This is a genomic window from Streptomyces sp. NPDC055078, from assembly GCF_053607985.1.
In genome coordinates this window covers 1-6,385 of record NZ_JBSGUP010000475.1, presented here as the reverse complement: position 1 = coordinate 6,385, position 6,385 = coordinate 1, and the positions used below count along the sequence as shown (strand labels likewise).

Sequence of the window (6,385 nt, the reverse complement as noted above, 5' to 3'; positions counted from 1 at the left end):
GGCGTAGGTGGGGGTACCTCCACGCCCGCTAGGGCGTAGGGGGCGGGTCTGGGGGCGGAGCCCCCAGCAAGGGCCCGGGCCTCGCGGTCCCGGGCTTTCACCAGGCGCGGCCTGGCGCCAGGCGGAACCAGGGGCCCGGGAGAACACCCGGGGGCACCCGGCAACGCACACCCACGACCCGAGCCCCGCTCGAAACACGCCACCGGCTCCGGGGAGGCGCGGCCCCGCATAGGCTGCGGGTCGCAGTCACCCCCACCCCGCCCGGAGGGCCCCTTGCGTCGACGACTCATCAACTCCACTCTCGCCGTCGTCCTCGTCGTCATCGCCGTCTTCGGCGTCTCCCTCGTCATCGTCGAGACCCGCACCATCACCACCAGCGCCCAGGCCGGCGTGGACTCCGAAGCCGCCCGCCTCGCGATCATCGTCGACAGCCAGCTCATCGGCGGCGAGCCGGTCAACGCGGGCATCCTCGCCGAACAGAGCGGCACCAAGCGGTACGCCCGGATCGAGATCCCCGGCCGTGAGCCGATCGAGATCGGCGAGCGCCCCCGGGGCGGAGTCATCAAGGGTGTCGCGCGGGGCGAGCAGGGCGAGACCGTCACCGTCGAGCTGCCCCGTTCCTCGATCACCAGCGAGGTCGGCGACTCGCTGCTGATCATCGGTGGCGTCGCGCTGCTCGCGGTGATCGCGGCCATCCTCCTCGCCGTACGGCAGGCCAACCGCCTCGGCTCCCCGCTCACCGATCTCGCGGAGACCGCCGAGCGCCTGGGCTCCGGCGACCCGCGCCCCCAGCACCGCCGCTACGGCGTCCCCGAGCTGGACCGGGTCGCCGATGTCCTGGACGCCAGCGCCGAGCGGATCGCCCGGATGCTGACCGCCGAGCGCCGGCTCGCCGCGGACGCGTCGCATCAGCTCCGTACACCTCTGACGGCACTGTCCATGCGGCTGGAGGAGATCTCGGCCACGGACGACCCCGAGACGGTCAAGGAGGAGGCGAGTATCGCGCTGGCGCAGGTGGAGCGCCTCACGGATGTCGTGGAGCGGCTGCTGACGAACTCCCGGGACCCCCGTACGGGCTCCGCCATCGTCTTCGACCTGGACGAGGTCGTGAAGCAGCAGATCGCGGAGTGGCGCTCGGCCTACCGCAGCGCGGGCCGCGCCCTGGTCGCGTCGGGCAAGCAGGGGATGCGGGCGGTGGCCACTCCGGGGGCGGTCGCCCAGGTGCTGGCCGCGCTGATCGAGAACTCGCTGATGCACGGCGGCGGCACGGTCGCCCTGCGGACCCGGGTCACCGGCAATCAGGCGGTGATCGAGGTGACGGACGAGGGGCCGGGAGTCCCGGCGGACCTCGGCGCGCGGATCTTCGAGCGGACGATCAGCGGCCGGAACTCCACCGGTATCGGGCTGGCCGTGGCCCGGGATCTCGCGGAGGCGGACGGCGGACGGCTGGAACTGCTCCAGCAGCACCCGCCGGTGTTCGCGCTGTTCCTGAGCCGGGTGGCCCGTAACCGCAAGGAACGACCACCCACGGTCAGATGACGACGCGCCCCCACGAAAGCGCACCCCACCGACAGCGCCCCCACCGGGCGGACAGCCCCCCGACGACCCCCGGGCCGGCCAGACCCTAGCCGCGCGGCCCCACCGCGTCGGGCTCGATCTGCCCCCGCTCGGCCCCGAACCCCGACCCCAGAGGCGCGGCGGGCACCACAGGCACAGCATCTGGTACGGGCCCGGGCACGGCCACCGGCGTGCCATCCGCCGCCTGCGCGCCCGCCGGTGCCGGCAGGACGACCTGCACGCTCTCCCGCTCGGGCAGCGTCCGGAAGACCCAGGTCCGGTAGGACCAGAAGCGGAACAGGGTCGCCACCCCGATGCCGAAGAACTTGAAGAAGTTGCTCTGCAGCGGACCGTCCCAGCCGAACCCGTAGGTCGCCGCGTACAGAATGCCGTTCTCGATGACCATGCCGATCAAACTGAACACCAGGAACAGCGACATCTCCCGGGTACGCCGGGACTTGTCGCGGTCACGGTAGGTGAAGTACCGGTACCCCACGTAGTTGGAGAGGATCGCGACCGCGTTGGCGATCAGCGAGGCCCGCACCACGGGAATCTCGGTGACGGCCCGTACCAGGTTGAAGACGGCGAGGTTGACGACGACACCGACGCCCCCCACCGCACCGAACTTGGCGATTTCGCGCATGAGCTGGTCGAGCTGCCCGCGCAGCACTCCGCCTCGTTCACCCATAGTGAGAGCCCAGCCCCATCAGATCGGTACCGTCAACCCAGCCATGCTAACCAGCCGACCGGAGTCCTGCCCGGGGACCTCGGTGATGGTGTGGCCATGCCGTGACAGAGGGGACGGCCGGGGCGGGGGAACGCAGGCGCAGCCGGGGGCCCGGATCAGGGCGGATACCCTGTAAGGGTGACGTTCCCGGTAGTCGGTATGGTCGGCGGCGGTCAGCTCGCCCGTATGACCCACGAGGCGGGCATCCCCCTCGGCATCCGTTTCAAGCTCCTCAGTGACACCCCGCAGGATTCCGCGGCCCAGGTGGTCAGCGATGTCGTCATCGGCGACTACCGCGATCTGGATACGCTGCGTGAGTTCGCGCGAGGCTGTGATGTGATCACTTTCGATCATGAGCATGTCCCGATCGCGCATCTGCGCGCCCTGGAGGCGGACGGTGTCCCCGTCCGCCCCGGGCCCGACGCCCTCGTCCACGCCCAGGACAAGGGCGTGATGCGGGCCAGGCTCATGGAGCTGGGCGCCCCCTGCCCCCGCCACCGGATCGTGGCGGACCCCGCCGATGTCGCCGCGTTCGCGGCCGGGACCGGCGGCTTTCCGGTCGTCCTGAAGACCGTGCGCGGCGGTTACGACGGCAAGGGCGTCTGGGTCGTGCGTACGGAGGCGGAGGCGGCCGAACCGTTCCGCGCGGGCGTCCCCGTGCTCGCCGAGGAGAAGGTCGACTTCACCCGCGAGCTGGCGGCCAACATCGTCCGCTCCCCGCACGGCCAGGCCGTCGCCTACCCCGTGGTCGAGTCCCAGCAGGTCGACGGCGTCTGCGACACGGTGATCGCACCCGCGCCGGACCTCGACGAGGAGCTGGCGGGCCGGGCCCAGCAGCTCGCGCTGCGGATCGCCGCCGAGCTGGGTGTCGTCGGCCATCTGGCGGTCGAGCTGTTCGAGACGGCCGACGGCCGCATCCTCGTCAACGAACTGGCGATGCGCCCGCACAACTCCGGCCACTGGACCCAGGACGGGGCGATCACCTCCCAGTTCGCCAACCACGTCCGGGCGGTCCTCGACCTCCCCCTCGGCGACCCCCGCCCCCGCGCGCGCTGGAGCGTGATGTGCAATGTGCTGGGCGGCGACTATCCCGACATGTACGCGGCGTATCTGCACTGCATGGCCAGGGACCCGCAGCTCAAGATCCATATGTATGGCAAGGACGTGAAACCGGGCCGCAAGGTGGGGCATGTCAACACCTACGGCGACGATCTCGCGGATGCCCGCGAACGCGCCCGCCACGCGGCCGACTACCTCAGAGGAACGATCACCGAATGAGCAGCACCCCGCTGGTTGGCATTGTGATGGGCTCCGACTCCGACTGGCCCGTGATGGAGGCGGCGGCCCGCGCCCTGGACGAGTTCGAGATCCCGTACGAGGTCGATGTCGTCTCCGCGCACCGGATGCCGCGCGAGATGATCGCGTACGGCGAGGAGGCCGCCGGGCGCGGACTGAAGACGATCGTCGCGGGCGCCGGCGGAGCGGCCCATCTGCCCGGGATGCTCGCCTCCGTCACCCCGCTGCCGGTCATCGGCGTCCCCGTCCCGCTGAAATATCTCGACGGGATGGACTCGCTGCTGTCGATCGTCCAGATGCCCGCCGGGGTGCCCGTCGCCACCGTCTCCGTCGCCGGAGCGCGCAACGCCGGACTGCTCGCCGCCCGGATCCTGGCCACCCAGGACTCCGACCTCCAGAGCCGGATGCGGGCCTTCCAGCAGCAGCTGAACGACCAGGCCACCGAGAAGGGCAACCGGCTGCGCGCCAAGGTCGAGGGTGCGGGCAGCTTCGGTTTCGGGAAGTAACCCCCCATGGCAACCCCTCCCGATGATCTTGGCTTGCTCGACACCGCCCGAGCGCTCCTCGCCGCCCACCCCGTCGTCGACGGCCACAACGACCTCCCCTGGGCGCTCCGCGAGAACGTCCGCTACGACCTCGACCGCCTCGATGTCTCCGCCGACCAGACCGGCCGGCTCCACACCGACATCCCCCGGCTGCGGTCCGGCGGTGTCGGCGCCCAGTTCTGGTCCGTATACGTACGCTGCGGGATGTCCGGCGACGACGCGGTGAGCGCGACCCTGGAGCAGATCGACGGCGTACGCCAGCTCCTGGCGCGCTACCCCGGCGAGCTGGCACCTGCGCTGACCGCCGACGAGATGGAGCAAGCGCGCCGCGAGGGCCGTATCGCCTCCCTGATGGGCGCCGAGGGCGGCCACTCGATCAACAGCTCGCTGGCCACCCTGCGCGCCCTGTACGCACTCGGCGTGCGCTATCTGACCCTCACCCACAACGACAACATCCCCTGGGCGGACTCGGCGACCGACGAACCCCGGGCGGGCGGTCTGACCCCCTTCGGCCATGAGGTCGTCCGGGAGATGAACCGCCTCGGCATGCTGGTCGACCTTTCCCATGTGGCGGCCACGACCATGCGGGACGCCCTGGACACCTCCACCGCGCCGGTGATCTTCTCGCACTCCTCGGCCCGCGCGGTCTGCGATCACGTACGCAATATCCCCGACGACGTCCTGGCGCTGCTGCCGGGCAACGGCGGGGTCGCGATGGCCACCTTCGTACCGAAGTTCATCCTGCCCGCGGCGAGCGAGTGGACCCTGGCCGCGGACGCCAATCTCCGCGCCCACGGGCTGCACCCTCTCGATCTGTCACCCGAGGCGATGAAGCTGCACGCCGCCTTCGAGGAGGCCAACCCCCGCCCGGTCGCCACCCCCGCCACGGTCGCCGACCACCTCGACCATATGCGGGAGGCCGCGGGCGTCGACCACATCGGCATCGGCGGCGACTTCGACGGTACGGCGTTCACCCCGGCCGGTCTCGACGATGTCGCGGGCTACCCCAACCTGATCGCCGAACTGCTGCACCGAGGCTGGTCCGAGCCCGATCTCGCCAAGCTGACCTGGGGGAACGCGGTCCGTGCGCTGCGCGACGCGGAGTCGGTGGCGCGCGAAGAGCAGTCGCGCAGGGGCCCGTCGAACGCGACGCTCGCCGAGCTGGACGGCCGGGCCGCCGCCGACGGCTCCTGACACCGTCCCGCCGGCCTGGTCCGGTCTTGGCCCTGCGAGGCCCCCTGGTTACGGGCGCGGGGCGCACCGGGGCCCGTACTTCTGGCGTGGACCCGGCCGCTCAGTTCACGCAGAGGCAGAACGGATGCCCGGCCGGGTCCGCGTACACCCGCCAGGGCCGCCCCTGGCCCTGGGTGTCCAGCGCCCGCGCGCCGAGCGCGAGGACCTGTTCCTCGGCCGCGTCCAGATCGTCCACCGTCAGATCCAGATGGAACTGCTGTGAGTCGTCCGGCGCCGGCCACTTCGGCGGGACATGGCCCGGGGCGCGCTGAAAGGCCAGCGGGACCCCGGGGACGCCGGTCAGCTGGACCCAGCCGCTCTCGGCGTCGGTCGTGGTCTCGCCGCCGAGCAGCCGGGAGTAGAAGCGCGCGAGCGCGGTGGGGTCGGGACAGTCCAGTACGACGGTCCCCAGCGTGGCGACAGCCATGGTTCCTCCTCGTCCGGGATACATGTGGTCCGGGATACATGCGGTTACCGCTAACTGCTGTATGCCGGTAACGGTTACTGCATGGTCCCCCATAGGGGGTAACGTCGCAACCATGAACGAGAGGTCTCCCGCACCCGGCGGCCTCGCGCTGATCGAGGCCCTGGTCAACACCCTGGACATCGAGTCCGGCGCCGACGCCCTCGACACCGGGGAGGGCCGCGCCCGCTTCGGCCTCACCCCGGCGGACGTCCCCGCCGCCCGCGAACTCCGCGAGGCCCTGCGCGCCGCCTGCATCGCCCACACCGGCGGCCCCCCGCCCACCGCCCTCGGCCGCCTCCTCGCCGACGCCCCCCTGCTCGTCACCCTCACCCCCGACGGCGCCGCGACCCTGACCCCCGCGTCCCCCGGCACCCTCCTGTCCCGCATCGCCGCCGCCATCGCCGCGTCCTCCGCCGCCGGCACCTGGTCCCGCCTCAAGGCGTGCGAGGCCCCCGACTGCCAGTGGGCCTACTACGACCGCAGCCCCGCCGCCCAGCCCTGCCGCCCAGCCCCCCTCCCGACCCCATCGCACTACTCGTCCAAGTCCAGGCTTCTCAGGAC

At 71.7% G+C, this 6,385-nt stretch carries 7 protein-coding genes; 5 read left to right on the top strand and 2 right to left on the bottom strand.

Translation table 11 applies throughout. The features are described 5' to 3' along the window. Positions 1-273: 273 nt before the first annotated feature. On the top strand, positions 274-1,539 hold the full coding sequence (locus ACWF94_RS29675) for an ATP-binding protein (RefSeq protein WP_453495188.1): 1,266 nt from the start codon (positions 274-276) through the stop codon (positions 1,537-1,539). 85 nt (positions 1,540-1,624) lie between these two features. Here ACWF94_RS29675 and ACWF94_RS29670 read toward each other — a convergent pair whose 3' ends face one another. After that, the gene (locus ACWF94_RS29670) at positions 1,625-2,245 is read right to left on the bottom strand and encodes a GtrA family protein (protein WP_453495185.1); all 621 of its coding nucleotides are present in this window, start codon (positions 2,243-2,245) and stop codon (positions 1,625-1,627) included. Between the two features lie 177 nt (positions 2,246-2,422). Here ACWF94_RS29670 and ACWF94_RS29665 point away from each other — a divergent pair, with 177 nt between their 5' ends. From ACWF94_RS29665 to ACWF94_RS29655, 3 genes are read left to right on the top strand one after another with little or no spacing between them, the layout of a single operon-like run. Then, positions 2,423-3,562, top strand: coding sequence for a 5-(carboxyamino)imidazole ribonucleotide synthase (locus tag ACWF94_RS29665; protein WP_453495182.1), 1,140 nt, complete (start codon positions 2,423-2,425; stop codon positions 3,560-3,562). After that, entirely contained in the window at positions 3,559-4,086 is a 528-nt protein-coding gene (gene purE / locus ACWF94_RS29660) for a 5-(carboxyamino)imidazole ribonucleotide mutase (protein ID WP_453495179.1), read from the top strand. The genes ACWF94_RS29665 and purE overlap by 4 nt, the downstream gene beginning before the upstream one ends. A gap of 6 nt (positions 4,087-4,092) precedes the next feature. After that, positions 4,093-5,319, top strand: coding sequence for a dipeptidase (locus ACWF94_RS29655; RefSeq protein ID WP_453495176.1), 1,227 nt, complete (start codon positions 4,093-4,095; stop codon positions 5,317-5,319). Between the two features lie 100 nt (positions 5,320-5,419). On the opposite strand, the gene ACWF94_RS29650 is transcribed toward ACWF94_RS29655, so the two are convergent. Next, positions 5,420-5,785, bottom strand: a complete 366-nt coding sequence (locus ACWF94_RS29650; protein WP_453495173.1) for a VOC family protein — start codon at positions 5,783-5,785, stop codon at positions 5,420-5,422. A 112-nt stretch (positions 5,786-5,897) separates the two neighbouring features. On the opposite strand from ACWF94_RS29650, the gene ACWF94_RS29645 reads away from it, so the two are divergent. Further along, positions 5,898-6,385, top strand: a 488-nt coding sequence (locus ACWF94_RS29645) for an ABATE domain-containing protein (RefSeq protein WP_453495170.1), incomplete at its 3' end; no start/stop codon positions are given.